28 protein-coding genes are annotated in these 24,737 nt (G+C 34.1%); 21 read left to right on the top strand and 7 right to left on the bottom strand.

The window, feature by feature from the left end:
- The first annotated feature begins 71 nt into the window (after positions 1-71).
- The 5 genes from VK90_RS10690 to VK90_RS10670 all read left to right on the top strand — a co-directional run bounded on the left by VK90_RS10690 (position 72) and on the right by VK90_RS10670 (position 5,173).
- On the top strand, positions 72-1,451 hold the full coding sequence (locus tag VK90_RS10690) for a putative polysaccharide biosynthesis protein (protein ID WP_002171530.1): 1,380 nt from the start codon (positions 72-74) through the stop codon (positions 1,449-1,451).
- 186 nt (positions 1,452-1,637) lie between these two features.
- Positions 1,638-2,579: a magnesium transporter CorA family protein gene (locus VK90_RS10685; RefSeq protein ID WP_002171531.1), complete on the top strand. Its 942-nt coding sequence runs from the start codon at positions 1,638-1,640 to the stop codon at positions 2,577-2,579.
- A 198-nt stretch (positions 2,580-2,777) separates the two neighbouring features.
- Positions 2,778-3,674, top strand: coding sequence for a permease (locus tag VK90_RS10680; RefSeq protein ID WP_002171532.1), 897 nt, complete (start codon positions 2,778-2,780; stop codon positions 3,672-3,674).
- Between the two features lie 3 nt (positions 3,675-3,677).
- On the top strand, positions 3,678-4,547 hold the full coding sequence (locus VK90_RS10675; protein ID WP_002171533.1) for a TIGR03943 family putative permease subunit: 870 nt from the start codon (positions 3,678-3,680) through the stop codon (positions 4,545-4,547).
- Positions 4,548-4,666: 119 nt separating this feature from the next.
- Positions 4,667-5,173, top strand: a complete 507-nt coding sequence (locus tag VK90_RS10670) for an acyl-CoA thioesterase (protein ID WP_002171534.1) — start codon at positions 4,667-4,669, stop codon at positions 5,171-5,173.
- A 133-nt stretch (positions 5,174-5,306) separates the two neighbouring features.
- On the opposite strand, the gene VK90_RS28425 is transcribed toward VK90_RS10670, so the two are convergent.
- A complete protein-coding gene (locus tag VK90_RS28425) occupies positions 5,307-5,393 on the bottom strand; it encodes a YjcZ family sporulation protein (RefSeq protein WP_000505094.1) in 87 nt (28 codons plus the stop codon).
- 159 nt (positions 5,394-5,552) lie between these two features.
- Here VK90_RS28425 and cls point away from each other — a divergent pair, with 159 nt between their 5' ends.
- From cls to VK90_RS10650, 4 genes are all read left to right on the top strand, one after another.
- On the top strand, positions 5,553-6,737 hold the full coding sequence (gene cls, locus VK90_RS10665; RefSeq protein ID WP_048372626.1) for a cardiolipin synthase: 1,185 nt from the start codon (positions 5,553-5,555) through the stop codon (positions 6,735-6,737).
- Positions 6,738-6,768: 31 nt separating this feature from the next.
- The gene (locus tag VK90_RS10660) at positions 6,769-7,227 is read left to right on the top strand and encodes a spore coat protein (protein WP_048372624.1); all 459 of its coding nucleotides are present in this window, start codon (positions 6,769-6,771) and stop codon (positions 7,225-7,227) included.
- Between the two features lie 195 nt (positions 7,228-7,422).
- The gene (locus VK90_RS10655; RefSeq protein ID WP_002171537.1) at positions 7,423-7,602 is read left to right on the top strand and encodes a hypothetical protein; all 180 of its coding nucleotides are present in this window, start codon (positions 7,423-7,425) and stop codon (positions 7,600-7,602) included.
- A gap of 102 nt (positions 7,603-7,704) precedes the next feature.
- Positions 7,705-8,325 (top strand): NAD(P)-dependent oxidoreductase, encoded by a 621-nt coding sequence (locus VK90_RS10650; protein WP_002171538.1) that lies wholly within the window; start codon positions 7,705-7,707, stop codon positions 8,323-8,325.
- 24 nt (positions 8,326-8,349) lie between these two features.
- On the opposite strand, the gene VK90_RS10645 is transcribed toward VK90_RS10650, so the two are convergent.
- The 3 genes from VK90_RS10645 to VK90_RS10635 all read right to left on the bottom strand — a co-directional run bounded on the left by VK90_RS10645 (position 8,350) and on the right by VK90_RS10635 (position 11,239).
- Complete coding sequence (locus tag VK90_RS10645; protein WP_002171539.1) at positions 8,350-8,832, bottom strand: DUF456 domain-containing protein; 483 nt, start codon at positions 8,830-8,832, stop codon at positions 8,350-8,352.
- A gap of 1 nt (position 8,833) precedes the next feature.
- The gene (locus VK90_RS10640) at positions 8,834-10,141 is read right to left on the bottom strand and encodes a hemolysin family protein (RefSeq protein WP_048372622.1); all 1,308 of its coding nucleotides are present in this window, start codon (positions 10,139-10,141) and stop codon (positions 8,834-8,836) included.
- Between the two features lie 210 nt (positions 10,142-10,351).
- Entirely contained in the window at positions 10,352-11,239 is an 888-nt protein-coding gene (locus VK90_RS10635; protein ID WP_048372619.1) for a hypothetical protein, read from the bottom strand.
- A 326-nt stretch (positions 11,240-11,565) separates the two neighbouring features.
- Here VK90_RS10635 and cbpA point away from each other — a divergent pair, with 326 nt between their 5' ends.
- From cbpA to VK90_RS10615, 4 genes are all read left to right on the top strand, one after another.
- Positions 11,566-12,213 (top strand): cyclic di-AMP binding protein CbpA, encoded by a 648-nt coding sequence (gene cbpA / locus VK90_RS10630; protein WP_025149932.1) that lies wholly within the window; start codon positions 11,566-11,568, stop codon positions 12,211-12,213.
- A 448-nt stretch (positions 12,214-12,661) separates the two neighbouring features.
- Positions 12,662-13,999: a branched-chain amino acid transport system II carrier protein BrnQ4 gene (brnQ4, locus tag VK90_RS10625; protein WP_082147884.1), complete on the top strand. Its 1,338-nt coding sequence runs from the start codon at positions 12,662-12,664 to the stop codon at positions 13,997-13,999.
- A 66-nt stretch (positions 14,000-14,065) separates the two neighbouring features.
- The gene (csaA, locus tag VK90_RS10620) at positions 14,066-14,395 is read left to right on the top strand and encodes a chaperone CsaA (protein WP_048372616.1); all 330 of its coding nucleotides are present in this window, start codon (positions 14,066-14,068) and stop codon (positions 14,393-14,395) included.
- A gap of 1 nt (position 14,396) precedes the next feature.
- Complete coding sequence (locus VK90_RS10615; protein ID WP_048372614.1) at positions 14,397-14,930, top strand: DUF1572 domain-containing protein; 534 nt, start codon at positions 14,397-14,399, stop codon at positions 14,928-14,930.
- On the opposite strand, the gene VK90_RS30670 is transcribed toward VK90_RS10615, so the two are convergent.
- A complete protein-coding gene (locus tag VK90_RS30670; RefSeq protein ID WP_002171546.1) occupies positions 14,915-15,220 on the bottom strand; it encodes a hypothetical protein in 306 nt (101 codons plus the stop codon). The two genes, VK90_RS10615 and VK90_RS30670, sit on opposite strands and share 16 nt — an antisense overlap.
- Positions 15,221-15,224: 4 nt before the next feature.
- On the bottom strand, positions 15,225-15,530 hold the full coding sequence (locus VK90_RS10605; protein ID WP_002171547.1) for a hypothetical protein: 306 nt from the start codon (positions 15,528-15,530) through the stop codon (positions 15,225-15,227).
- A gap of 89 nt (positions 15,531-15,619) precedes the next feature.
- Between VK90_RS10605 and spoIIP (VK90_RS10600) the strand changes: the two genes are divergently transcribed.
- From spoIIP (VK90_RS10600) to VK90_RS10580, 5 genes are all read left to right on the top strand, one after another.
- Complete coding sequence (spoIIP, locus tag VK90_RS10600; RefSeq protein ID WP_002171548.1) at positions 15,620-16,774, top strand: stage II sporulation protein SpoIIP; 1,155 nt, start codon at positions 15,620-15,622, stop codon at positions 16,772-16,774.
- 209 nt (positions 16,775-16,983) lie between these two features.
- A complete protein-coding gene (locus VK90_RS10595) occupies positions 16,984-17,481 on the top strand; it encodes a GNAT family N-acetyltransferase (protein ID WP_025149927.1) in 498 nt (165 codons plus the stop codon).
- Positions 17,482-17,492: 11 nt separating this feature from the next.
- Positions 17,493-18,233: a M15 family metallopeptidase gene (locus tag VK90_RS10590; RefSeq protein WP_048372612.1), complete on the top strand. Its 741-nt coding sequence runs from the start codon at positions 17,493-17,495 to the stop codon at positions 18,231-18,233.
- 23 nt (positions 18,234-18,256) lie between these two features.
- Positions 18,257-18,703: an NUDIX hydrolase gene (locus VK90_RS10585; RefSeq protein ID WP_048372610.1), complete on the top strand. Its 447-nt coding sequence runs from the start codon at positions 18,257-18,259 to the stop codon at positions 18,701-18,703.
- Positions 18,704-18,883: 180 nt separating this feature from the next.
- Positions 18,884-20,365: an amidase family protein gene (locus VK90_RS10580; protein WP_156185398.1), complete on the top strand. Its 1,482-nt coding sequence runs from the start codon at positions 18,884-18,886 to the stop codon at positions 20,363-20,365.
- Positions 20,366-20,566: 201 nt separating this feature from the next.
- Here the strand turns inward: VK90_RS10580 and VK90_RS10575 are convergent, their stop codons facing one another.
- Positions 20,567-21,784: an MFS transporter gene (locus tag VK90_RS10575; protein WP_048372606.1), complete on the bottom strand. Its 1,218-nt coding sequence runs from the start codon at positions 21,782-21,784 to the stop codon at positions 20,567-20,569.
- A 277-nt stretch (positions 21,785-22,061) separates the two neighbouring features.
- Between VK90_RS10575 and VK90_RS10570 the strand changes: the two genes are divergently transcribed.
- The 3 genes from VK90_RS10570 (at position 22,062) to spoIIP (VK90_RS10560) (ending at position 24,686) form a co-directional block, all read left to right on the top strand.
- Positions 22,062-22,490, top strand: a complete 429-nt coding sequence (locus VK90_RS10570; RefSeq protein ID WP_048372604.1) for an NfeD family protein — start codon at positions 22,062-22,064, stop codon at positions 22,488-22,490.
- Between the two features lie 2 nt (positions 22,491-22,492).
- Positions 22,493-23,461 (top strand): SPFH domain-containing protein, encoded by a 969-nt coding sequence (locus VK90_RS10565; RefSeq protein WP_048372602.1) that lies wholly within the window; start codon positions 22,493-22,495, stop codon positions 23,459-23,461.
- A 91-nt stretch (positions 23,462-23,552) separates the two neighbouring features.
- On the top strand, positions 23,553-24,686 hold the full coding sequence (gene spoIIP / locus VK90_RS10560; RefSeq protein ID WP_331457090.1) for a stage II sporulation protein P: 1,134 nt from the start codon (positions 23,553-23,555) through the stop codon (positions 24,684-24,686).
- Positions 24,687-24,737: the final 51 nt, after the last annotated feature.

The raw sequence follows: 24,737 nt of genomic DNA, 5'->3' as shown, positions 1-24,737 counted from the left end.
TTATTTGTTCCAGTTCTAAAAAAAAGAAGTTGTCCATAATGTGTAATAATAAAGCGTAGCGGGGGAATGTGATGAAAGGATCACCGTTTTTACGTGGAACGATATTTTTAACGATGGCAACGATGATATCTAAAATGTTAGGGTTTATATATGTTATACCATTTACAGCAATGGTGGGTACGAGTGGCTACGTATTATACACGTATGCATACCGTCCTTATACAATAATGTTGAGTATTGCAACGATGGGATTACCACTTGCCGTTTCAAAGATGGTTTCAAAGTATGATCAACTCAATGATTATCATACTGTTAAGAGAGTGCTAAAGAGTGGTATCGTTTTTATGGTCATTATGGGCGTTATTTCTTGTTTAGCATTATATATGTTAGCACCACATTTAGCTAAACTTGTGATTGATGGAAATGATCAGTCGGGGAATAGTGTGGTAGCTGTCACGCACAATATTCAAATTGTAAGTTTTGCGTTAATACTTGTACCAGTAATGAGTTTATTGAGGGGATTCTTTCAAGGATTCCAATCGATGGGACCGTCGGCACTGAGTGTTGTTGTCGAACAGTTTTTTCGTGTTTTAACGATTTTGATAGGAAGTTTTGTTGTTTTATATGTTTTAAAAGAATCAGTGTCGTTAGCGGTTGGTATTTCGACTTTTGGAGCATTTATGGGTGCAGTAGGTGGATTAATTATTTTGAGTGCTTATTATATGAAAAGGCGAAAATACTTGAAACAAAAGGAGATAGCAAGTATTCCCCAGACAACGAAATCTTTTTTTTCATTATATAAAGAGTTATTTACATATTCCATCCCATTTGTTGTAGTCGGTTTGGCAATTCCGTTGTATCAAACAATTGATACATTTACAATCAATAAACTATTAATACAAGTAGGGTATATGCAAGGAGAAGCAGAAAAGATTAATGCGATAATCGGCCTTGTTCAGATGGTTGTGCTAATCCCAGTTTCTGTTGCGACGGCTTTTAGTATGTCTCTCGTACCAGAGATGACGAAAGCTTATACAGCTGGAAATGAGAAGCTACTGTATAAACACTTTACGAGGACGAATTTATTGGTGGTGGGAATCACAGTACCGGCAGCAATAGGAATGATGGTATTAGCAAAGCCAGTATATACTCTATTATTTGGCGCTGGAAATGATCCGGAGATGGGGAGTATCATTTTGCAATATTATGCCCCTGCTTGTATACTATTTTCACTATTTACGGTAACTGCTGCGATGTTACAAGGAATTAATCAACAACAGAAAACAGTGCTAGGATTAGTAATCGGAATTATTGTAAAGATAGTATTAAATATTGTATTGCTACCTTATTTTGATTTTGTAAGTTTTATCATTTCAACATACGCTGGCTATACGATTTCAGTCGGTTTTAACTTGTGGATGCTTTCTAAATATGTTATAAAGGCAACATAAGCTTTTTTAAAGGCAGAGAACACTCTGCCTTTTTCTATGTTTACAAGATTTTTCTTAAAAAAACGTTTTCAAAATAATTTTTCTATTGAAATTTAATCGTTTGTTTCATATGCTGAAAATGGCGGTTTAAAAACTGTTGTTTAAGTGAGGTAGATTCCTACATGTAAAAAGAATCGGGGTGATAGTATGTTAAATATTTATTTAACAGACCGAAACGGAAAACTACAAGAGATTGAGGAAATGCAAAAGGGTTGCTGGATTAATGTACTTCATCCAACTGAAGAAGAAATTCAGTATCTAGTACAAACTTTAAATGTAGACTTAGATTTCATTAAAGACCCTTTGGATGATGAAGAACGCTCTCGTATTGAAAAGGAAGACAATAATACTTTAATTATCGTGGATATTCCGACAGTTAGACATGATGAAGAAGGAAATTCGATATATGACACGATTCCAATAGGTATGATTGTAATGCCAGATTGTTTTGTTACAATTTGTTTAGAAGAAAATCCAATTTTTGAACGCTTTATTAATCAACGTATTAAGGAATTTTATACGTTTAAAAAGACGCGATTCGCACTTCAGCTCTTATATACAATTTCTACTTATTATTTAAGATACTTAAAGCAAATTAATCGAAAAACTATCGATTTAGAGCACCAATTAAATCAGTCGATGAAAAATAAAGAAATTTTTACGTTGCTAGGCCTTGAAAAAAGTTTAGTTTACTTTACAACATCATTAAAGGCTAACAAAATTGTTATTCAAAAATTAATGCGTAACAGTACATTTTTAAAAATGTATGAAGATGATCAAGATTTATTAGAAGATGTATTAATTGAAAATAAGCAGGCAATTGAAATGGCAGAAATATATAGTCACATTTTAAGCGGAATGATGAATACATTTAGTTCGGTTATTTCTAACAATTTAAATAGTGTTATGAAACTGTTGACTTCTATTACAATTATTTTATCATTACCAACAATGGTTTCTAGTTTCTTTGGAATGAATGTAAAGGTTCCGTTTGAAGGTGAGGCTCAAGGTTTTGTAATTGTAATAATAATATGTGTAACATTATCTTTCGCTTTAGCATTTGTTTTTTGGAAGAAACGTTACTTTTAACCATAAGAAAGCTGCTCTAGCATAGTTATAAAACTGCGCTAGAACAGCTTTTTTGCTATAAAATCTCGATTTTGGAATAGAATATAACTTGTAAAATGTAATATGTATTAAGGTTATGAATTCCGTATAAGTCTTGTCCAAATAATAAAATGGGGTTAAAATTACATATTGTTAATGAAAAGTTGGAGGACATACATCATGGAATTGTTTCAATTACCGAAAGCATTCCTGCAAATGAATACAATCTTTATATCGATTTTAATCGAAGCACTTCCGTTTGTGCTAATTGGTGTATTTATTTCAGGATTCATTCAAATGTTTGTGACAGAAGATATGGTGGCAAAGTGGATGCCTAAGAATCGATTTCTGTCTGTTCTATTAGCTACTTTTTTAGGAATGATGTTTCCTGGGTGTGAATGTGGAATTGTTCCGATTGTAAGAAGATTAATTGGAAAAGGTGTTCCGCCATATGCTGGAATTGCATTTATGCTAACTGGACCAATTATTAATCCAGTTGTATTATTTGCAACATATGTTGCCTTTGGGAGTAGTATGCACATGGTATGGTATCGCTCTATTGTAGCGATTGTCGTAGCAATTATTGTTGGAGTTATATTATCATTTATGTTTAAAGAGCATCAATTAAGAGATGACCACTTCCCAGAAGTGAACCATAAACGTCCATTACGTAAAAAAATGTGGGATGTATGTACACATGCTGTTGAGGAATTTTTCTCAATGGGTAAATATTTAGTGTTAGGAGCGTTAATTGCTGCCGCAGTTCAAACGTTTGTACAAACTTCAACGTTGCTTGCTATTGGACAAGGTCCGTTTTCTTCATCAGCTGTAATGATGGGACTTGCTTATATATTATCACTTTGTTCAGAGGCAGATGCATTTATTGCTTCTTCGTTCCAAAGTACATTTTCAACAGCGTCACTTGTCGCGTTCCTCGTTTATGGACCGATGGTGGATATTAAAAATATGTTTATGATGCTTGCGACATTTAAAACAAGATTTGTAATTGTTGTGATAGTTACAGTTACACTTGTTGTTTATGCAAGCTCACTACTCATTTATGCGATGGGGTGGTAGGTTATGTTTCGGGTATATATATTACTAGGTTTCACAATTTTAATTGGGCAGCTTCATATTTCCGGTAACATTACGAAATATATAAATATGAAGTATGCTTATTTATCAAAAACTGCAGCTATTATTTTAGGTTTCTTAACGCTTGTACAAATTATTATCGTTTTCCAGAAAGAGCATCAAAAGGAAAAAGAGAAACAAGATTGTAGTTGTGATCATAGCCATTGTGGGCACGATCATTCAAAAGATGAAAATACATGGTGGAAAAAAGCATTTTCGTACACATTGTTCTGTTTCCCGATTATTTCAGGATTATTTTTCCCAATTGCAACATTAGATTCGGACATTGTTAAAGCGAAGGGGTTTCATTTTCCTGTTGCACAAGCGGAAAGTAAAGATCCATTTATGACAAGACAATTCTTAAGACCAGATACGAGTATTTATTACGGAAAAGAAGGATATCGTGGTGTAATGGAAAAAGGGAAGAAAGAGTTTGTTACAAAAGACAATATTGCATTAAAAGATGAGGATTTCCTCAAGGGTATGGAGACAATTTATAATTATCCTGGTGAGTTTACTGGTAAAACTTTATCTTTTAAAGGCTTTGTTTTCCGCGATGACTCTTCAAAAAAAGAACAATATTTCTTATTCCGTTTCGGTATTATACATTGCGTAGCGGATTCTGGTGTATATGGTATGTTAGTAAAAAAACCAGAAGGTGTAGAGTGGAATAATGATGACTGGATTCAGGTAGAAGGAGAAATAACAACTGAATTTTACCAGCCGTTTCATGCGAACATTCCTGTGTTAGAAGTAACGAAATGGAATAAAGTTGAACAGCCGAAAGAACAATATGTATTTAGAGGAGCCGATTGATAAAATCGGTTCTTTTTTATGGACTAAAAGTTCTAAAGATTGTTAATATTAAACATGTAATTCACTTAGTGTAGTAATTATTGAAATATTAGGGATAAATAATTAAAGGAGCGATAACAATGACAGAAGTAAAGGGGAAAACTGCAAATGAATCAAGAGTGTTTAAAACGAGTCGAGTATTTCCAACGGATTTAAATGATCATAATACGCTATTTGGTGGGAAAATATTAGCGGAGATGGATATGGTTGCTTCGATTTCAGCAACGAGACACTCAAGAATGGAATGTGTCACAGCGTCTATGGATTGGGTAGACTTCTTACATCCAGTTCGTTCAACAGATTGTGTAAGTTATGAATCTTTCGTAATTTGGACGGGAAGAACATCTATGGAGATATTTGTTAAAGTGGTAGCGGAAAATTTAATTTCAGGTGAAAAACGTGTAGCGGCAACTTCATTCGTTACTTTTGTTGCACTGAGTAAGGAGAATAATCCAGTTCCTGTACCGCGTGTTATCCCAGAAACAGAAGAGGAGAAAGAATTACATCGAATTGCTGTATTACGTGCAGAACAGCGCCATATTCGTAAGGCAGAGAGTAAGAAAGTAGCTAAACTGCTAACTTTTTGATGATAAATACTTTTTCTTTTCGTTTAATATTTCAATAATAGGCGAAAAAAGTTTTGAAATGAAAAGCGGACACCTAAAAATAGGTGTCCGCTTTTATAGTTTTTTCATCCGCATATCGTATTACAATAACTGCTTAGCAGAAGCAAGCAGCACCGACGATAATTAAGAGGATAAATAATACAACTAGTAGCGCAAATCCATTACCATGTGCGAAGCCCATTGTTATTTCCTCCTTTTATTTTAAGATACAACATACAATATGCAGATGAGCTCTTGTTTGATATGGACGTATATCATGTAATGACATATTTTTTGTATGATAATGTTTTAAAAAAGGAAAGATATAGGAATAACAGTATGTGGAGAAAGGAATTTATCCATGAAGCACTTTGTCATTGTAATACTTTGTTTTATAGGTGTATTCACTTGGATGAACATCGATGTGGAAATGGGGAAAAAAATGGCTAGTGGTTATGAATTAGAAAAAATTCGATCAGGGGATTTTCAACTATATACGAACGGTGATGAGTTATATAGGAATTTATTTGATGATATAAATCGCGCAGAAAAGTACATATATATTCATTTTTATATTGTAGGTAAAGATGAAGCAAGTCAAGAATTCTTACGGTTATTAGAGAAAAAAGCATCTAGTGGTGTAGATGTGAAATTGTCAGTAGACCGGATAGGTGGATATAAGCTTAAGAAAAAGATAATTAGTCAATTAAAAGAAAAAGGCGTGAGGTTTACATTCAGTAAAACCCCTAAATTTAAAAATTTATTTTTTTCTTTGCATCAACGTAATCACAGACGCATTGTTACTATAGATGGGAAAGTATCGTACATCGGTGGTTTTAATATCGGCAAGGAGTATCTTGGACAGGATCCTAAATTTGGTCCGTGGCGTGATTATCATGTACGCATCGAAGGGGATGGAGCTGCTGATATGGAACGGAAATTTGCGGAAGATTGGCAGGAAGATACGGGAGAAAAGCTCCCTATACATCATGGTTTACCTGTACAAGGAAATGTAAAATATCAATACGTATTTTCGAATGGAAAAGGTTTATGGCAGGACTATGGGGCACTATTAAAGAAGGCGAAACATTCCTTAATAATCGCCACACCATATTTTGTACCGAGTAAAGAAATGATGCAGGGGCTAAAAGATGTATTAAATCGAGGTGTTCGTGTAAAAATTCTCGTCCCGTTTAAGAGTGATGCTGTAATGCTGAAACAAGCAGCTTACCCATATCTAAAAGAAATGCTTATGGCAGGGGCAGAAATCTATCAATATCGAAATGGATTTTTTCACGGGAAAGTAACAATTATTGATGATGAAATTGTTGATGTCGGTACAGCAAATTTTGATAATAGAAGTTTTTATTTAAATACTGAATCTAACTGCTTTATTTATGATAAGAAAGTAGTAGCAGAAGTATGGAGCCGACTTGAGGAAGACTTTCATAAATCTAAAAGATATTCTGAAGCAGATTTTGAGAAAATTAGTAGCTGGGATTGGTTTCTAGCAAGAATAGCGAATGTTATCGCATCATATTTATAGTATATAGATGAAATAGGAAGGGAGTGCTTTAATGGATTGTATGAAAGAATTGATGAGATATAGTTACACGCTTATATATAAAGTTGGAGAGTATACGAGCATGGTTCGAGATGAAGAATTAAAGGATATATTACAGCATCATTTACCGTATATGTTGCAGGCATATAATGAACAAGTAAATTTTCAAGAAGGAGAAAATGTACAGCATATAACTTGTGAACAAATGTGGCCTGATTTTACTGAGATAGATATGGAAACAGATAATGAATATACAGAGGATATTGGGATTGCTATTTGCTATATTTCACATTTGAAACGATTGGCATTAAAGTTTGCTCAAGTGGCAGTGGAAGTTGCGAACCCAGAATTTCGTTCTTTTTTGGAAAATTGTTTTGTAAAAATGAATCGTTATGCTTATAGTGTTTGGCAATATGTTATGAAGAAGGAATATAAGATTAAACATGTATATGAAAATGAGAAGTTTGCATGAAAAACTAAGGCGGAATGAAAGGCGCCTTAGTTTTTTTCGTCTAATGAAAGGGTTAGTTAGAAGAATTGAGAAAACCGGTTTTGTTATCGATAAATTTACAAGAGTTTACCATATCTTTACTGTTTTTAAATCTTCCCTTTAAAAATGAAGAGTAATATAGGGTTGTACATATTCTATCAAAAGGAGGAAACGCAAATGAACAAATGGGTTAAGTCATTAACTGCTATGGCACTTGCAAGTTCTTTATTAATGGTAGGTTGTAGTAAAGGTGAGGATAAAAAGAAAGAGGATGACACGACAACACAGCAAGATGAAAAAAAAGATAAAGAAACAAGCGGAACAGAGAAGTCTTCTGATTCAAAAGAAAAGAAATAAATGGATAACAGAGCTTCCTCACATATACGAGGGAGCTTTTTTGTTGTATATTTGTAAGTTTTGCGGAAAAATAGAGAGAAAGAATTGAAGAGGGGATAGTATATGAAAGTATGTATATTAGGAGCGACAGGTAGAGTAGGTTCACACATTATGAAGTTAGCATTACATGATTCATATGAAGTGACGGTATTAGTTCGTGATTTGAGTAAAGTGGAAATAGAGCATGAAAGATTGCGTATTATTGAGGGAAATGTATTAAACGGAAATGATATAAAGGAAGCATTGAAAGGATGTGATATTGTAATTAGTGCTCTTGGAACGGATCAGAATGGGACGTTAGCAAAGAGTTTGCCAAATATTATAAAGTGTATGGAAGAAGAAGGTATAAAGAAAATAGTTACAATAGGAACAGCTGGTATTTTACAGGCGCGAACAAATCCAAGTATATATCGTTTCCGGTCAAAGGAATCGAAAAGAAAAACGACCACAGCTGCAGAAGATCATTTAGCTGCGTATATAGCGTTGAAAAATAGTAAACTAAGTTGGACTGTTGTTTGTCCAACGTATTTAATAGATGGTGAAGTAACAGGTGTATATCGAACTGAAAAAGATATGTTGCCAGCTGATGGCTCTGAAATAACAGTTGGTGATACAGCTTATTTTACATGGAGCTTACGCTATAAAAACTTATACGAGAGAAGTCGAGTAGGTATTTCATATTAAAAAACCATCCCTAAATAGGGATGGTTAAAAAATGATATAGCATACAAAGATGATAATCATAATGATTTGGAGAATTGCTTTGGCTACTGTGCTACTCAAAAAACCAACTACAGTTGCAATTCCGACTAAAAAGGCGTCTTTTGGCGTCTTTTTATGCATTAGTTCTGTTATAAATACTGATAAGAACGGTATGATAATAAGACCAAATGGTGGAAAGAAGAACGATCCGACAATAATAGAAACCATGCCGACTCGTTCGCCCCACTTAGAACTTCCATATTTTTTTAGGAAGTATCCATTTGCTATAAAGTCAGCAACAAAAATGAAGAGTGTAAAAATGACTTGAATAACCCAAAAAGATATCGTTAACTCTCCGCCATTTATTCCAAAATGATAAATGAAATAGCCAGCCCATACGGCAAGGATGCCAGGAATAATGGGGTAAATAAAGGCAAGAAATGAAACAATGAAACAAGCAATGATACAAATTGTTAGTAAAACAGTCACTTTATAACTCCTTTATAGTATCTAATTTATGTACAGCAATTTTTTTAATCTGATGCCCATCAAGTTCCAATGCTTTAAATTGAAAACCAGCATATTCAACCGAATAGCCAGCCTCAATATTTAAATCGATTGCTTGAGAGAGAAGCCAACCACCAATTGTATCTAAATCACTATCATCGATATGCAGACCAAACATATCATTTACTTCAGAAATGAGTACTTTTCCATCCAAAACAGTTAGTTTTGGAGTACGCTTTTCAATCATTGGTGATTCGTCTGTATCAAATTCATCTTGAATTTCTCCGATAATTTCTTCAAGAATATCCTCCATCGTTAAAAGTCCAGCTGTTCCACCGTATTCATCCATAACAATTGCCATTTGTACGCGGTTCTTTTGAAGGTGGATTAACGTTTTACGAATGGGAACTGTTTCAAATACAGTTAAAACAGGATGTATGTACGCGTCAAGTGGTTTGTAAATGCCTTTTGTTTGATTGTGAAAAATCTCTTTCGTATTTATCATACCGATAATATCATCTTTATCCTTTTCAATAATAGGATAGCGTGTATATTTTTCAGTTGCGGCGATTTCCATATTCTCTTCTAACGTATTTTCAGTAGATAAGCAAACCATTTCAGTTCTAGGTACCATAATTTCTTTAGCAACACGATCATCAAATTCAAAAATATTATTTACATATTTATATTCGGTTTGATTAATTTCGCCGCTTTTATAACTTTCACCTAAAATAAGTCGCAGTTCTTCTTCAGAATGGGCGAGTTCGTTTTCTTTTGCAGGCTCTAAACCGAATAATTTGGTGAAAAATACTGCCGAACTATTTAATAGCCAGATGAATGGATACATAATTTTATCAAATAAAATAAGCGGTCTTGCAAATTTTAAAGTGATTGCTTCTGCTTTTTGGATTGCGAAAGACTTAGGAACTAACTCTCCTAATACAACATGGAAAAAAGTAATAATACTAAAAGCAATAATAAAGGATAACGTGTTAGCCATTGCTCCAGTAATGTTGATTCTTTCAAATAGTGGTCGTAGTAAATGTTCCACAGTTGGTTCACCAAGCCAACCAAGTCCTAAAGAAGTGATAGTAATACCGAGCTGACAAGCAGATAAATAAACATCTAAGTTAGATACGACGCTTCTTGCAGCTAATGCCTGCTTATTACCTTCATTTGCAAGCTGATCGATTCGACTTTTTCGTACTTTTACAACAGCGAATTCTGATGCAACGAAAAAGCCAGAAATAAGGATAAGTATAAAGATGAGAAAAATATTTAATATGTCCAAGTGTGTTCTCTACTCCTAAGTTGGAATAAAGATGTCACCTCCTGCAATTATGTTATACTTTTATAATAAATCCAAATGAAAAGATTAGTCAAAGGAAATGGGTAAATATTGGTAGGTTTCTAAAGTGTTTTTTAAATTTGCTGTTATTTTGTCCTCTATATAAAAGGAATAACCGTCTACTTTTAATTTAAAGTAGACGGTTATTCTACGTTATGGTTTTGAAATACTTCTTGCTAAAGTATATGTTTGCTGTTTGGAGTAGTTTGTTGTCCATAGAGTTTGGAGAAAAGATAAGACGCTGTATGGGATGTAAAGAAGTAATAGACCAATTGCGACAACTATAGGTGCATTTCCGCCAAATTGAACGATAAATTGTAAGAGTCCGTTTGCGTGAAAAACACACTCCATAAAAACGAATGAAAGAATAATGGAACTTAAAATAGATTTATGATTGGAAGTAAGCGCCATAAATAACGTATCAACAAGGAAAGCTGAATTTTTTATTTCGTATTCATTTGTATTATTTAAGAAAGGTAGCCATTTTTTTATTGCTTGCATAACGATAATCATGGAAGTGCTACATACGATGATAAAAGATGAGAAGAAAGGAAGATTTATGAATTTTGCGATGTAGAGAAGTAATAATAGGACTGAACATTGTAATAATACAGCGCTAAAAGAATATGGTATCCAACGCAATAAAGAAGTGTACTTTCTTACTGAGTCCGGTGCTTTTAAAAATAGATGGCCGATTCCTAAACTTATAAAGAAACCGATTGCAAGAGTGAAAGTGAAACGAACAATCGATAAAAAATATATTTCCCATATGTAGGGGAATAGAGGAGTCGAATGACTAGAAGTATGTATCATATTTTGTGTATGTACCATCGGAATTGCTGAGAAAAAGATAGGTTCATGCATCCAATCGATTCTTGGAATCGAAATGGAAGAAAGTTGTGTGAAGTTATGAAAAATGCTTATAAAGCCAGTTAAGTAAGAGAAATTATGTGTAATGAATAAAGCTGGAATAGGACTTATGACGAAAATAATAAAAACACCAACGATAAATTTACATATACGTGAGCGCAATAAGGACATACAATCACCTACTCTTTGAATATTCAGAAAATTCTTATTCTTATTTTAGCTTTTTTCTAAGGAAGTTACAATATATTTTTCTAAAAGTAACTGTGAGAGAATGTTCCATATTGAAGATTTACCGGATTGGTATGAGCTAATTAACCAGTGGGCATGGACAAAATCCCTACTGATTAAAATTTCACTTAATAAAAGTGTATGATTCATGAATAAATTATGACGAAAAAACGAAAAATTTTCAGAAAAATAAAATAAATTATTTATTTTTTTCTGAAAATATAATATAGTTATGGCACAGAAAGTATTTTAACATAAGGAGGCTTTTTATGAGGATTAAAGGGAATTATGTGCCGAAAAGGGAAGTTTTATTTTGCTCAAGTTCAATTACGGTAGGGGAAGCGCTGGAGCATTTAAATAAAACAGGGTATCGTTGTGTACCAGTATTAGATGAAAAAAAAGAGAAATTTTTAGGGAATGTATACAAAGTAGATATTTTAGAATATAAAGGTTCACTTGAAGATAATTTATTACAATTATTGAACGATAAAGATGGATACGTAAGAGAAGACTCTTCGTTCTTTAAAATATTTTTTACAATAAAAAAACTACCGTATTTATCAGTAGTCGATGAAAAAGGGATTTTCCTTGGAATCCTAACTCATAAAAAAGTTTTTGAATTATTAGAAGATGCATGGGGCGTTCATTCTAGTAAATATTCTGTCATGATTGGAACACAAGATTATAATGGAGCAATTCAAAAATTATCGACAGTGTTAAAGAAATACACTGGTATTCAAAGTTTGATGACTTTTGATAATGACGCGTTATTAGTACGTAGAATTATGTTTACATTAGGAGAAGAATTTAAAGATGCTGAATTAGAAACATTGTTAAAGGATTTAGAAGATCATGGATTTAGAGTTGTGTATGTTGAAGAGATGAATAATCCACGTGAAGTGGAGACTATAGATTAACGTTTATTGGCCATCTTATTTTTGGGATGGCTTTTGCTATAGTCCTTACATAAAGTTATTCAAAGATAACAAAACATACAAATACATAGATTTTAAAAAATATTTGTGTAATAGAATAAAATAGAGGAGATAAGTGTGGATAATTTTGATTTTCGAAAAATTCCATTAAAAATTATGTTTTTATTTTTCAACTAAATATGTTACTATATGTGTGATAAAAGCAAAGAGGTCTGACAACTAAACTCCGCGTTATAACACTCTAATGATTTAAATTTTCGAAAAAATCAAAATTCGTTATTTAGAGTAATTAAAAGGGGAATGGAGAAATTATGGAGAAAGACATTGCTTTGTAAGGGGCATATTTTATGATCATGAACAGAGAGGAGGATGCATAGCATATTGTGAGAATAGAGAAAAACAATGTAAAAGTGCTATGCAATTTAAAGAAATGAAGGGACGATTAAGGCCAGGTGATACGCTAGCAATTGGTTTAATGTTATTTGCATTATTTTTAGGAGCAGGAAATTTAATTTTTCCACCAGTTTTAGGGCAACAAGCTGGAGAAAATGTTTGGATTGCTACAATTGGATTCCTTGTAACGGGAGTCGGACTTCCCCTACTAGCTGTCACAGCTGTCGCGTTTGTAGAGGGGGACTTGAAAGCGTTATCTTCAAGGGTTCACCCTATATTTGCGTTTGTTTTTCCACTCGTTAGTTATTTAGCAATTGGGCCATTCTTTGCAATCCCACGTACAGGGGCTGTTTCGTTTGAAATGGGGATGAAGCCGTTTTTATCAGAAGCGATGGTTTCAGAATGGTACATGCTATTTTTATTCACTATAGTTTTCTTCGGAATAACGTGGTATTTATCATTAAATCCATCTAAATTAGTTGATTGGTTTGGAAAGTTTCTTACACCATTATTAGTATTAATAGTTGCAGTTATTGTCGGAAAGGCAATTATTGATCCGATTGGAACTCCGGCTGCACCGTTAGCTGCTTATAAAGAAAATGCTTTCTTTGGTGGGTTTATTCAAGGGTATTTAACGATGGATGCAATTAGTGCTCTTGTTTTTGGAATTGTTGTTGTACAAGTTATTCGCTCTAAAGGGATAAAAGAGAGTGGACAAATTGCAAAAATAACAGTCGTATCAGGTATTATTGCTGTATTAGGCTTAACGTTAATATATTTATCACTTGCGTATCTCGGTTCTACAAGCACATCACTTGGCGTTTCAGAGAACGGTGGTCTTATTTTAACGAATGTTGTAAATGAGTTATATGGAACAAGTGGTAAAATTTTATTAGGTCTTGTTATTATACTCGCTTGTTTAACAACTTCTGTTGGATTAACATCTGCCTGTGCGGGCTTCTTTACAAACTTGTTCCCAAAACTTTCGCATAAAACGATTGTAACGATGGTATGTGTGTTTAGTTTAGTTGTATCTAACCTAGGATTAACACAATTAATCGCAGTAACTTTACCAGTGTTAATGATCATTTATCCAGTTGCAATTGTATTAATCGTACTTTCGTATTTCCATACATGGATTGGAAAGCGTAATACAATTTACATTGGAGCTATTTTAGGTGCATTATCAATTAGCTTGTTTAATGGTTTAGAAAGTGCAAATATAAAAATTGACGCAATTTCAAATGTACTGCAAATGCTACCTTTATATAAAGAAGGAATAGGATGGTTAATCCCATCATGTATTGGCGGGGTACTCGGTTACTTCTTCTATAAATCAAATGAATCAAGTGAATTACAAAAGAAAGGTGCTTAGGCGCCTTTCTTTTTTTGAAGGGGATTTTTGTATTTTGTCTAAGTAATAATTGGGAGGAATGATAAAATGGCTAATTTTGAAGATTTTTTAACTTTGGATATAAGGGTTGGGACGGTGAGAATGGCTGAAGAATTTAAAGAGGCGAGGGTTCCTGCAATTAAGCTAGAAATTGATTTTGGCGAGCTAGGGATTAAGCAATCAAGCGCTCAAATTACTAAGAGATATAATCCAGAAGAGTTAATTGGTCAGCAAGTTGTTGCTGTTGTAAATTTCCCGCCAAAGCGTGTGGCAGGATTTAAATCCGAAGTACTTGTACTGGGTGGTGTTCCTGAAGCTGGCGATGTTGTTTTACTTCAGCCAAATATGGAACTACCGAATGGAACGAAAATAAGTTAGTGTGAAGGTAGGGGTTAATTTGGATATCGGACGAGAATATTTGCAATGTGCAATTTCGAATTTCAAAGCAACAAAGAAGCAAGGAGAACGGGCACTTTCTCAATTATCATATGAACAAATCATGTGGTCTTCTCATGAGGAGACGAATAGTATTGCCAGTATTATTAAGCATCTACATGGTAATATGCGTTCCAGATGGACGGATTTTTTAACGTCGGATGGTGAAAAAACCGATCGTAATCGAGATGGTGAATTTGAGGGCGGCTACAATTCAAAACAAGAAGCTCTTGCTGCGTGGCAGGAAGGATGGGAATATGTTTTTAAAGCGATGGATAATTTAACACCTGATCAGATTTTGCAGAGAGTATACATTCGTGGAGAAGAACATACTGTCATGCAAGCGATTGAAAGGCAAATTTCACATTATGCTTTACATATTGGACAAATCATTTACATTGGTAAAATGTTAAAAGAAACCGATTGGGTGTGTTTAAGTATTCCTAGGGGGCAGTCTACCAGTTATTTAGAGAAATAACGCTCTACGTAATAATAAGAAAGAAGCCGATATAATATAGGAATCAAAAAAATAAGCCAAATTATAGATGGCTCTGTGAACATTAGGATGCTGCCAGCGATAAGTCCATATATAATAAGAAAGAAACTAAAGAGTGTATTAATAGGGATAAAGCGAGAGGTAAATAGTTTCTGCTGCTTAAAACAAATATTGTGAAATAAATAAAAGCGGAAGTACCATGTAGCAGTAATAAGATCTTGCTTTCTCACTATTCTTTTTTTGCATGTATGACAGATGAACGGTGGCTGCATTTTATTACTCTCCATTTTCTATTTTCAGTAGTTTCGTAATAATTTGAGACAATATTAGGGACAAAGTGTATATTCCTACATATGCTCCGGAAATAAGGAATAATGGATTTAGTAAAATACCATGAATGCTCGTCATGAAAACAAGATGTTGTATTAAAACATCATATATATTAATAGAAATAATTGTCCCGAGTACATACAATGCTATGTACGCAAAAATATGAAGTGCAATACGAATTTTACGGTGTATAGCAAGTAAATAAAAAATAAATGATAGAACGATTGGTAATGTTCCTATTAATAGCTTCAATTCATTTCACCTCGTTAATAATATAGCCGAAATTTAAGCGGTCTATTCTCTAGAGCTTGTACATAACTTGAAATAGAGAGGGTGATAGTATGAATCGAGGTTTTTTTTATGTGAAATTAACGAGCGTACGCAAGTTAATTTTATTTATTATTACTACGGTATTAGCGACTTTTTTTCTTATTAGTATGATGGTAACTTCTATGAAAGAGACGAAGTCAACGTATTTATATAATTGGTTAAATGAGTTATCAATGAATGGTTACATGTATGTTCTTGGAAAAGAGAATCATTACTTTACACAAGAGTACCGGAATTTGAATCAAGACTTTTCTATTTCCTCATTCCTCTTTTCGATGGCAACGAATATACGTTTTGATGATGTACGTAGTTTTGTTGGAAAGGAACTTCCGGGATTTGGAAAGTATGATACGGAAATCGTTATAGCAGGTGAAGGAACAAATTACTCCAACTTACCAATAGAGTCGAGCGTTCCTCTTGAAGAAGTAGTGAAGGAACGGACTGGAGAAACTGGACAAGTTCCTAAGTCTGATCCGAATAAAGAGAAGAAACAGCCAGCTCAAACAACGGGGAAAAGGCAAGTTGCATTTATTTATCATACACATAGTTGGGAATCTTATTTGCCGTTACTGAACTTAACGAATGACCCAGATCCGAATAAAGCAACGAGTTCTGTAACGAATATTTCAATAGTCGGTGATCGTTTTCGGGAACAACTGGAAAGTGAAGGTATAGGTGCTACTAACGATAAGACTGATGTCGGCCAAAAGTTAATAAGTAAAGGATTAAACAGTAATAGTTCTTACAAAATGTCACGAGAAATTGTACAACAAGCTATGACTGGAAATAAAGAACTTCAATACTTTTTTGATTTGCACCGTGATAGTGCCCGGAAAAACGTCACGACAAAAACAATTGGAGATAAATCATATGCGAAGCTTGCTTTTGTAATTGGGAAAGGTAACAAAAACTATGAAAAAAACTTACAATTAGCAACGGCTTTACATGAGACGATTAGTAAGAAATATCCGGGAGTGAGCCGAGGTGTTATTCAAAAAGGTTTCCAAACAGGTAATGGTGTTTATAATCAAGACTTATCAGGACAGGCGATTTTAATTGAAGTTGGTGGCGTAGATAATACGGATGAAGAATTGAATAGATCAATTGATGTTCTTGCTAAAGCATTTGGAGAATATTTTTGGCAAGCTGAAAAAGTGAATGGATAAACGTAAGTGAGAAGCTTACGTTTTTTCTTTTTGAGCATAAGTTATGGTTAAAAAGATATGTCACATTATAGACATAATTTCCTATCATTATAGTAATATCGAAATTTGTCTATTTATAGTAAGGAATTCAGAAAGGGATTTTCGGAATAGTGGAGAAAATCTTTTTACAAGGAAAATTTTTAACTAACAGAATGGGTAGGGTGATCAAGGTGATCCGGGAGATTAGAGTAGAAGATGCAGCATCATTTTTACAATTAAGTAAGCAATTAGACGAAGAAACGAAATTTATGTTATATGAACCAGGAGAACGAAAAACTACTGTAGAGCAACAAGAGCAAATGATTCATCGATTTATAGAAAATGAAAATGCAAACATATTTGTAGCAGTTGAAGAAGGTAGAATAGTAGGGTTTATTTTAGTTAACGGAAATAATATTCAAAGAAAGAGACATGTTGCGACAATTGTCATTGGTATTTTACAAGAGTATAGTGGCCGAGGTATTGGAACAAGTTTGTTTAAAGAAGTAGAGAAGTGGGCAAGATTACATGATGTATGGCGTTTAGAATTAACGGTAATGGCCCACAATACAAGAGCTCAGGCACTATATAGTAAAATTGGATTTGAACAAGAAGGTGTCAAAAAATCTGCTCTTATCATCGATGGAAATGGTGTCGATGAGTATGAAATGGCCAAATTATTAAAATAAGAGGTCGTTATATGAAAAAAAGATGGACATTACTTGGTATCGTAGCAGTGATACTGATTGTTGGAGTAGCAGGGATAAATTATAAAATGTATAAGGATCAAGAGGCGCGGGAAGTAAATGTAAACAATATATTTCCGAAAGCAAAAGAAACGATTGCTAATATGGATGGGGATATCGCAGTCATTAATAATCCAAATTCGATGCTTGTACTTGTAAATAAAAGTAGGCGTTTACCAGATGGGTATAAGCCACCAGATTTAGTTATTCCCAAAGTACGTTACTCTAGTGAAGGTGATCAAGAGAAGAAAAAAATGAGGAAAGAGGCAGCGATGGCGCTGGAGCAAATGTTCCAGCAAGCTGATAAGGAGCGTATTTTCCTTTTTGCAGTCTCTGGATTTAGATCTTTTGATCGACAAAAAGCATTAAATACGATGTATAAAAAGCAAGATGGTGAAGCAAAAACAGCGATGTCCAGTGCAGTTCCTGGTACGAGTGAACATCAAACAGGGTTAGCTATGGATATTACATCTCAATCTGCTAAATTTCAATTAGAAACAGTTTTTGGAGAGACGAAAGAAGGAAAGTGGCTTTCTGAAAATGCACATAAGTTTGGTTTCGTTATTCGGTATACGAAACAGAAAGAAGGGATTACCGGTTATCGATATGAACCGTGGCACGTACGATATGTGGGGAATCCACAAGCTACATATTTATATGAAAACCAACTTACGCTTGAAGAAGTAACGAAGTAAATAATTGAGGGGAGAGGGCTAAGATGACGATGTTATATAAGAAAAAGGTACATGCATATGTTACAAGAGAAAAAGAAGGGATTATGCAATTACTCGTTTTTAAACATCGTGATATACCTGAAGCTGGTATCCAAGTACCAGGTGGGACAGTTGATGAAGGAGAAACGTTAACAGCAGCGATTTTACGTGAAGTACAAGAAGAATCGGGACTATGTCATTTATACATTGAGCGATTCCTTGCTGATTATATTATTTATGTGAAAGAAAAAAAGGAATATCAAAAACGTCATTTTTTCCATGTTTCATTAGTAACAGATGTGAAAGATACGTGGGAACATATAGTAAGTGATGGTGAAGAAGATAAAGGTTTAGCATTTTGTTATGAATGGGTTGATATTGCAAAATGTCCTGAATTAGCAGGTAAACAAGGAGAGTTTTTATATTTACTAGATGAGATATATGTAAAGTAATAAAAGAGTCTGAAGCGGAAGTTAATTCGTTTCAGACTCTTTTTATTTTTCGGGAAATTAAAGGTTTTTAAATAGGTGAGTTGAATTTCTTTTAAGGGATAGTAGTTGTTTATACGAGGAGCGAAGAAAATGAAAAATTAATAGATACACTTCATAAAGAAAAGGGCTTATAAAAGGAGAATGAAAATGGAAATTCAGTTTAATACATTATTGCAAAAAGAATTAACAATTCATGATATACAAATTGCAATGGAAGAAGGAAAATTAACGTCGAAAGAATTAGTCATGTATTATCTTGATAGGATCGCAAAGTATGACCAAGATGGTCCGAAAATCAATTCTATTTTAGAAATAAATCCAGATGCTATCTTTATTGCAGAAGCGTTAGATCATGAAAGAAAGACAAAAGGTGTGAGAGGTCCATTACATGGTATACCAGTTTTACTGAAGGACAATATTGAAACGAATGATTCTATGCATACAAGTGCAGGGACAATTGCTCTTGAGCATAATATTAGTAGTCAAGACGCATTTCTTGTTACAAAACTGCGAGAAGCAGGTGCAATTATAATAGGGAAAGCAAATATGACAGAGTTGGCAAACGGAATGTCTTTTGAAATGTGGGCTGGATATAGCGCTAGGGGAGGTCAAACAATAAACCCTTACGGAACAGGAAAAGATGATATGTTTGTTGGAGGATCGAGTACAGGGTCTGCCGTGGCAGTTGCCGCTAACTTAACAGTACTATCTGTTGGAACAGAAACAGATGCTTCTATTTTAAGCCCAGCTGTTCAAAACTCTGTAGTAGGTATTAAACCGACAGTTGGTTTAGTTAGCCGTAGAGGCATTATTCCGTTCACTTATTCGCAAGATACAGCGGGACCATTTGCTAGAACGGTAACAGATGCTGCAATTTTATTAGGGAGCTTAACGGGAGTGGATGAGATGGATGCATCTACTCAAAAAAGCGCAGGAAGGGCACAGCAGGATTATACGAAATATCTTAATATTAATGGCTTACATGGAGCTAAAATTGGGGTGTTTGACAAAGCACCAGAAGATTATTATGAATCTGGCGAGTACGATGAACAATTGTTTAAAGAAACAATTCAAGTGTTACGTAGTGAAGGAGCGACAGTAATAGAAGATATCGATATTCCATCCTTTCATAGGGAATGGAGTTGGGGAGTACCTCTTTACGAATTGAAGCATAGCTTGGATAACTATCTTTCTAAATTACCTTCCAATATTCCAGTGCATTTGATTTCAGAACTAATCGATTTTAATAATCATATAGAAGAAAGGGCATTGAAATATGGACAAAATAAATTAGAAATAAGAAAAGATTTTCCTAATACGTTAAGAAATCCGGAATATTTAAATGCAAGATTAGAAGATATATACTTTTCACAAGAACAAGGAATTGATTTTGCATTAAAAAAATACAATCTTGATGCGATACTGTTCCCCTCCTATATAGGATCTACAATTTGTGCCAAAGCTGGTTATCCGTCTATAGCAATGCCGGCTGGATATATGAAAAGCGGGAGGCCTTTTGGGATTACACTTGCAAGTACTGCTTTTAGTGAAGAGGTATTAATTAAACTAGCATACGCTTTTGAACAGGCGACAAAGCATAGAAAGATTCCCAATTTATCGTAAATGGAAAAAGAGAAGGCTGCTCAAAATGGATTTTTTGGGGGCAGCCTTCTCTTATTTTAATAGCTAAAAGTATTGTCGAATCTTTGATATATTGTAAGTTACGATAGATATATTTTAAAAATCGTTCATATAATTTCATGTACTATGGTGCTATGTAGTTGGAAGCTCCAATTACGGAAAACATTATATTTATGATATATATTAAATAGAAATCTCTTTCTTTTGTGACCTCTGATGTTTTAATAAACGAAAAGACAAACAAGCTGAACATAAAATAAGAAAAGAAGCAATGATATAAATAGTGCGAACACCGAAAGTATCAGTAATTATGCCAACACTTAGCATAGAAAGACCAGAAGCGGTTGAGAGGAGAGCACCGTGAGCTGTGTACATCTTTGATAATAAAGAAGGAGCGACGCTTGATTGTAAAACTGTCGTTTGAGAAATATCTCTAATTTGATAACATGGTCCCATTAGAACGCAAAGGAATAGGGCAATAAATCCGCTGCTCGTAACACCGTATAAAAATGTAAGAATACTAAACAAAAGAGATCCTATCGCCATAGAGCGTATTAAATTATTTTGAATATATGTACTCATTTTCCATGCTAATATCCCGCCAATTAACGTTCCGACATAATAACTTGTATTAATATATCCCCACCATTCTTCGCCTTTATGTAAAGCGGTAGTTACATATGCCATCGTAATGGCACCGATCCATATCGTCCCTGCGAAAGTTTCAATTAAATCCATAAATGTAACGGTGCGTAGAGACGGGTGCTGAAATAATAGTTTCCACCCCTCTAATAAAGCAATAGTTTTTGAAGAGGAGGGTTCTGCTACTCGTTCAGCTTGTATAGATTGTAATGAAAGGTGTAATGTAATACATCCGAAAATCATCAATATGTTATTAATCATGAGTGTCGAAGTAACACCAATGAGAAGAACAATTATACTTGTAAATGAGTAAGCAGCTGCTTGCACAATTTGTGTTGAAAAGGAAAAGATACTATTTACTTTTACTAACTTTTCTTTTGGCGTTAGGTGTGGAAGAATACTGTATAATAATGGAGCGCTCCAGCCGCTACATAATGAAATGAAGATGATGAAAGTTAAAAGAGAAATGATGTTTGTGGATAGCATAGGAAATAATATCATTAATAATAGTAAAAGAACTGTTTTAATCCATTGTAGAGTATATAGCAATGCATAAGATGGAAAACGATTCATTATAAGTGGTGCAGATGTGTTCGCGATAAGATTTGTGATTACTTGTAATAATGGAAAAAGAGCAGTAATTGTAGCTGATTTAGTTGTGATATAGATGTGAGTCGTAATAATCATTAAGTATACAATGTCAGCGAGGGTAATACACATTTTGGAGACTAAATAGTAAGCTAGTGAACGTTTTGGCAATAAGAATACCACCTTCCCAAAAAAATAATGCTTTTTTAGTTAGAATAATTATAATCTGAAAATTACGTTTTTGGAAGAATTAAATATTTTGTCATTTTTTGAAAGGGATTTTCATGTATAATGAAGAATATATTGATATAGTATTTTATTAATACTTGTTGTAACAGCGAATATGTATAATAACTTGTAGCAAACGCCCTCTGTGTGAGATAGGGCGGATAAACCATTCTTTTCTTCATATACATATAGAAATTGAGAAAGAAAGTGAGGGTTGCATATGGCTGGATGGGTGATTTGGTTTATAATAGCGGGTATTTTATTTATCGCAGAAATGTTGTCGATTACTTTTTACATGCTTTGGCTTGGAATTGGAGCTGTTGTCGGAGGTCTTATTGCCTTATTTGCTCCTGATGCACTATTTTTACAAGTTGTCGCTGGTGCGATTGTAAGTTTAACATTGACTTTCTTTACGAAAAGAATTTCAAAAAACTTTCGAGAAGCAAAAGGTTTTACTGATACAGTAGATAAACTTGTCGGTAAAAAGGGGATTGTTATGCAAGCGATTACAAGTGAAGTGAACGGTATTGTGAAAGTGGATGGAGATACTTGGACAGCTATTTCGGATGCTCCTATTGATTCTGGAGAAAAAGTCGTTGTTATAAAGAGGCATAGTACTATTTTACAAGTAAAAAGGGAGAGTGAATAAATATGGTAGCATTAACGTTAACGATTATTTTCGCACTAATTGTAGTTACATTTGTTGCATTAACAATTAAAATTATTCCTCAGCAAAAAGTTGGGGTCGTTGAAAGATTTGGTAAGTTTCAGCGTATTATGCAGCCAGGATTAAATTTATTAATACCGATTGTAGATCGAGTTCGCGTATATCACGACTTACGTATTCAACAAACGAATGTACCGCCACAAAAGGTAATTACGAAAGATAATGTACAAGTAGAAATTGATACAATTATTTTCTATCAAATTGTTGAACCAGAACTTGCGACCTACGGTATTTCTAATTATGAATATGGTGTTCGTAACATTACTTCTGCAACGATGCGTCAAATTATTGGTAAAATGGAACTTGATGAAACATTATCTGGGCGTGAAAAAATTTCAACAGAAATTCGCTTAGCGCTTGACGAAGCGACAGAAAAATGGGGCGTTCGTATTGAGCGTGTTGAAGTAGTAGATATTAACCCGCCAAAAGATGTGCAAGTATCAATGGAAAAACAAATGAAAGCAGAACGTAATAAACGTGCGATCATTTTAGAGGCTGAAGCAGCAAAACAAGATAAGGTCCTTCGTGCTGAAGGGGAAAAACAAAGTAAAATTTTAATGGCTGAAGGGGATAAAGAAGCACGTATTCGTGAAGCAGAAGGTATTAAAGAAGCAAAAGAATTAGAAGCGCAAGGGGAAGCAAGAGCGATTGAGGAAATCGCAAAAGCAGAACAAAATCGAATTGAGTTACTCCGTGCAGCAGATTTAGATGAGCGCGTACTTGCTTATAAATCATTTGAATCATTAGCAGAAGTTGCGAAAGGGCCAGCAAATAAAGTCTTTATTCCATCTAATGCAATTGAAACACTTGGTACTCTTGGTGCAATTGGTGAAATCTTTAAAGAAAAACAAGCGAAGAGGTTACCTTCGTCAGATGCAGAAAAAGAGAAATAAGTGTGAAAAAGAGAAATGGGATGCCATTTCTCTTTTTTATGCGTATATTACATAAAGCTTGTACATATTCATGTATAAAGAGGGTGATACATTGAAAAAGTATTCAACTCGTATACATGGAAAGAGATTAATATATTTATTGTTTATATATGCATTTATAGTGATCGTAATTGCATCTATTGTAACTTCACTTTTACATACAATGAAATCTTATTACGCGAATCAATGGTTCGGAAAAGTATCGATGCAAGATTTTGTTCAAATGATAGAAAGTGAGAATCATTATTTCGGAACAGATTATTTTAAAATAAATAAACGGGAGTCAGTTGGAAGTTTATTATTCTCTATCGCGACGGATTTGAAAATTAAAGACTTAAGAACGTTTGTCGGGAAAGAAGTACCAGGTATGTCGAAGTATTATTCTAACATTATCGTAGCTGGTGAAGGGACGAACTATACGAATATACCTAATGAATCTAGTGTACCAATTGAAGAAGTAACGAAAGAGCGAGAAGTAGCAAAAGATAAAGTCACAGAAGCGGAAAAGAAAAATCCAGTACAGAAAAGAAATGGAACGAAACAGGGTGAAAGTGCAGTATACATTTATCATACGCATAGTTGGGAATCGTTCTTTCCATTATTACCAGGAGCTACCGACCCATCGAGCCCGGACGTAAATGTGTCCTTACTAGGGGAACGTTTGAAGGAGCAGCTTGAAGGGCAAGGAATACCAGTAATTCATGATAAAACGAATATGGGGGATTTATTAGCGAGTAAAAAGTGGAAATGGTATCAAGCGTATAAAGCGTCTCATGGATATGTAAAAGAAACATTGGCGCAAAATAATAAAATTGCGTTTCCAATTGATATACATCGTGATGATCAGCGGAAAAAGGTAACAACAAAAGTAATTAACGGGAAATCGTATGCAAGATTATATTTTATAATTGGAATGGAAAATGGGAATCATACAGAGAATGAAAAAATTGCAAGGGCAATCAATAGTTATTTAGATGAAAATTATTACGGGTTAAGTAGAGGGATTTTTCCGAAGTATAAAAAGGACGGGGATGGAGTGTATAATCAAGATTTATCTAAAAATGCGATGCTAATCGAAGTTGGTGGTGTAGATAATACTTTAGATGAACTATATAATACCATTGATGTGTTAACGGAAGCGTTTAGTAAGTATTATTGGAATAATGCGGAGAAAGTGAATGGGTGAGGAACGGGAGAGCGTTCCTTTTTCGTATTGCTTAAAAAATTATTAAGATTT

The organism is Bacillus sp. LK2 (assembly GCF_001043575.1).
Taxonomy (GTDB): domain Bacteria; phylum Bacillota; class Bacilli; order Bacillales; family Bacillaceae_G; genus Bacillus_A; species Bacillus_A paramycoides.
The sequence above is the reverse complement of the archived record's forward strand: the minus strand, read 5'-3'. Positions and strand labels throughout refer to the sequence as shown.

Bases quoted from the DNA above. Each gene is read 5' to 3' on its own strand.
- VK90_RS10680 (WP_002171532.1), top strand. From the start codon at position 2,778: ATGGAATTGTTTCAATTACCGAAAGCATTCCTGCAAATGAATACAATC.
- spoIIP (WP_002171548.1), top strand. From the start codon at position 15,620: ATGAATCGAGGTTTTTTTTATGTGAAATTAACGAGCGTACGCAAGTTA.
- VK90_RS10635 (WP_048372619.1), bottom strand. From the start codon at position 11,239: ATGTCCTTATTGCGCTCACGTATATGTAAATTTATCGTTGGTGTTTTT.
- VK90_RS10585 (WP_048372610.1), top strand. From the start codon at position 18,257: ATGACGATGTTATATAAGAAAAAGGTACATGCATATGTTACAAGAGAA.
- VK90_RS10580 (WP_156185398.1), top strand. From the start codon at position 18,884: ATGAAAATGGAAATTCAGTTTAATACATTATTGCAAAAAGAATTAACA.
- cbpA (WP_025149932.1), top strand. From the start codon at position 11,566: ATGAGGATTAAAGGGAATTATGTGCCGAAAAGGGAAGTTTTATTTTGC.
- VK90_RS10590 (WP_048372612.1), top strand. From the start codon at position 17,493: ATGAAAAAAAGATGGACATTACTTGGTATCGTAGCAGTGATACTGATT.
- csaA (WP_048372616.1), top strand. From the start codon at position 14,066: ATGGCTAATTTTGAAGATTTTTTAACTTTGGATATAAGGGTTGGGACG.
- VK90_RS10650 (WP_002171538.1), top strand. From the start codon at position 7,705: ATGAAAGTATGTATATTAGGAGCGACAGGTAGAGTAGGTTCACACATT.
- VK90_RS10670 (WP_002171534.1), top strand. From the start codon at position 4,667: ATGACAGAAGTAAAGGGGAAAACTGCAAATGAATCAAGAGTGTTTAAA.
- VK90_RS10685 (WP_002171531.1), top strand. From the start codon at position 1,638: ATGTTAAATATTTATTTAACAGACCGAAACGGAAAACTACAAGAGATT.
- brnQ4 (WP_082147884.1), top strand. From the start codon at position 12,662: ATGAAGGGACGATTAAGGCCAGGTGATACGCTAGCAATTGGTTTAATG.
- VK90_RS10660 (WP_048372624.1), top strand. From the start codon at position 6,769: ATGGATTGTATGAAAGAATTGATGAGATATAGTTACACGCTTATATAT.
- VK90_RS30670 (WP_002171546.1), bottom strand. From the start codon at position 15,220: ATGCAGCCACCGTTCATCTGTCATACATGCAAAAAAAGAATAGTGAGA.
- cls (WP_048372626.1), top strand. From the start codon at position 5,553: ATGAAGCACTTTGTCATTGTAATACTTTGTTTTATAGGTGTATTCACT.
- VK90_RS10565 (WP_048372602.1), top strand. From the start codon at position 22,493: ATGGTAGCATTAACGTTAACGATTATTTTCGCACTAATTGTAGTTACA.
- VK90_RS10690 (WP_002171530.1), top strand. From the start codon at position 72: ATGAAAGGATCACCGTTTTTACGTGGAACGATATTTTTAACGATGGCA.
- VK90_RS10570 (WP_048372604.1), top strand. From the start codon at position 22,062: ATGGCTGGATGGGTGATTTGGTTTATAATAGCGGGTATTTTATTTATC.
- VK90_RS10655 (WP_002171537.1), top strand. From the start codon at position 7,423: ATGAACAAATGGGTTAAGTCATTAACTGCTATGGCACTTGCAAGTTCT.
- VK90_RS10675 (WP_002171533.1), top strand. From the start codon at position 3,678: ATGTTTCGGGTATATATATTACTAGGTTTCACAATTTTAATTGGGCAG.
- VK90_RS28425 (WP_000505094.1), bottom strand. From the start codon at position 5,393: ATGGGCTTCGCACATGGTAATGGATTTGCGCTACTAGTTGTATTATTT.